Source organism: Sporomusa sp. (assembly GCF_057736855.1).
In genome coordinates, this window is record NZ_JBYKYF010000356.1 from 1 (window position 1) to 2,741 (window position 2,741).

3 protein-coding genes are annotated in these 2,741 nt (G+C 39.6%); all 3 read left to right on the plus strand.

Going from position 1 to position 2,741, the window contains the following annotated elements; all coding sequences use genetic code 11:
- Positions 1-295 precede the first annotated feature (295 nt).
- Positions 296-1,228, plus strand: a complete 933-nt coding sequence (locus AC29Z1_RS16090; protein WP_488272467.1) for a sigma-E processing peptidase SpoIIGA — start codon at positions 296-298, stop codon at positions 1,226-1,228.
- Positions 1,207-1,944 (plus strand): RNA polymerase sporulation sigma factor SigE, encoded by a 738-nt coding sequence (gene sigE, locus AC29Z1_RS16095; protein ID WP_488272468.1) that lies wholly within the window; start codon positions 1,207-1,209, stop codon positions 1,942-1,944. Before AC29Z1_RS16090 ends, sigE begins: the two co-directional genes overlap by 22 nt.
- 354 nt (positions 1,945-2,298) lie before the next feature.
- On the plus strand, positions 2,299-2,741 hold a 443-nt coding region (locus tag AC29Z1_RS16100), incomplete at its 3' end, for a sigma-70 family RNA polymerase sigma factor (protein WP_488272469.1).

Below are 2,741 nucleotides of genomic sequence, written 5' to 3' on the forward strand. Positions count from 1 at the left end.
TATCCCCTGCTCCACTACACTTTATGCTTTACCCCAACATTTGACAAAGAACCGAATTTGTTTAGTTTAGCTGAACTATAACTGCATGGATATCAAACGGCTAAGACTTGGCACCAGCCAAGTCTTTCTTATTTATGTCTGTTTTTGGAATGATTTTTTGGCAGAAAATTACATTCTTTTGCTTAGCTGCTTGTTATAATTGGAATAGCGATTAAGTTCCGAGCATATAGTGTATAGTGTTATGCACAGCATGTTCTGGCATATAAAAATTGGTAGCAAAAGAAGGTATATTCCTGTGTATATTTATGCTGATGTGGTATTAGTTATCAATTGGATTATGAATAGTATTATTTTGGCATTAACAGCACATGCAGCAGGTATTTCTTATAGTTGGAAACGTGTATGGTTGGCAGCTCTGCTAGGAGGAATATATGCTTTGTGTGGAATTTTACCGGAAATGAAAATCCTGTATAGCATTCCAGGAAAGTTAATGATGTCTGTTGTGCTGGTGTTAGTGGCTTTTGGTTACAGGACAGTCAGGACAACAGTCATTCTAATAGGCATTTTCTTTATTGTCTCCTTCATTTTGGGTGGCGCAACTCTAGGATGGTTATATTTTATTCAAACCGAAGTACCTCAGAGAGCAGGAATTTTGCCTACGGTATCCTGGAGTAACTTGTTTATAGGAAGTGGTATAGCTATCATGCTGGTTATACTTATTGCTAAAAGAATACTACGTAGTATGATTCGGAGGCAACTATATTACCAAGCATGCATTGAATATAACGGACAGCGTAAAGAAATCACCGGATTGCTAGATACAGGGAATAATTTATATTCGTTGTTTGGGCATAAACCGGTAGTATTGTTATCATGGCAGTCGGCGATCCCATTATTAGGGTCACAGGTTGCCGATTATTTAACTTCGCACAGTCCAGAAGGCTGGCTACTACATCTTCATAAATGTCAGGATACGGATTGGTTAGCCAGGGTAGAAATTATCCCTTGCCAATCGGTCAGTGGAGAAAATATGCTACTTGGTTTTAGACCAGACGGCTTTAGTGTGAGGACAGAAGCTGGTGTAATCCATACGTCAGAGGTACTTATCGGTCTTTGTGATGGTGTATTTGCTAGTGATAGCCATTATGAGGCACTTATACACCCGGCGCTTATCAGCAGGGTAAATATCACAAAGGAGGCGGGTGTATGCGCGTTACCTGGCCAATAATTAAACTATACATCAGGTTGAAAATCATATCGTTGTTACAAGCCATTGGATGGATCAAGCCTGATGAGGTATTTTACGTCGGCAGTGCAGAAGTTTTACCGCCACCCTTATCCAATGATGAAGAAATATTCTTACTTAACCGTTTACAAAAAGGTGATAAATCGGTTAAAACCGTTTTTATTGAACGCAATCTCCGGCTGGTTGTTTATATTGCTCGAAAATTTGAAAATACCGGCGTAAGTGTAGAAGATTTGGTTAGTATCGGCACTATCGGTCTGATTAAGGCCGTGAATACATTTGATCCTATAAAGAAAATCAAATTGGCTACCTATGCTTCGCGTTGTATTGAGAATGAAATCTTAATGTATTTACGCCGTAACAGCAAAACACGGGCAGAGGTATCTTTTGATGAACCGCTTAATATTGATTGGGATGGTAATGAATTGTTACTGTCCGATGTGCTTGGGACTGACAATGACATAATTTATAAGTCAGTTGAAGAAGAAGTTGATAAAACGCTGCTGTACACAGCGATGAATAAATTATCAGGACGAGAACGACGGATTATGGAGCTTAGGTTTGGGCTTAATGATGATGGTAATGAGCGTACGCAAAAAGAAGTGGCCGATATGTTGGGTATTTCGCAATCATATATATCAAGATTAGAAAAGAGAATAATCAAGAGATTGCGTAAAGAAATTATCCGCATGGAGTAGGGCATGCGGATAATTTCTTTTGCAATGCTTTCCTAAGTTACATACGTCTGTTTGCTGCTACCAACAGTCTGGAGTGATTTTTTGGGTTATAGGGAGAAGTTGGTACAATTTACGTCTTTGGGCAGATAAATTTTGATTTTGGCGCGACGCGCCTAGATTGATAATACCGATTACACTATGAAATGGCATTAGGAGTCTTAGGGGCTTGGTACAAACCAAGTCTTTTCTTTATTTATTTTGATTGTACGCTTGCCTGGTATTGTCATCCTAAGTATAAAACGTCTCAGCCATGGCAATAATGCTTGTGTAGGTAAGTTGTTTTAGTAGCTTAGGAAAACTGGGGAGGTAAACAACATGATTGTTAACAAAGTTGAGATATGTGGTGTAAATACAGCAAAGCTCCCGGTGCTTTCTGCAACTAAAATGCGCGAGTTGTTTGAAACTATGCAGGGGGGAGAGCCAGCAGCCCGTGAACAACTGATTTATAGTAATTTGCGGCTTGTGCTTAGTGTAATTCAACGCTTTAACAACCGCGGCGAATATGTTGATGATTTATTTCAAGTAGGTTGTATTGGGTTAATGAAAGCCATTGACAACTTTGACTTATCCCAGAATGTTAAATTCTCTACCTACGCAGTGCCGATGATTATCGGCGAAATTCGGCGTTACTTACGTGATAATAATCCCATTCGAGTAAGTCGTTCGATGCGGGATATTGCCTACAAAGCACTGCAAGTACGTGATTCATTGGTCAGCCGATTCTCTCGAGAACCTTCCATTAGTGAGATTGCAGACGA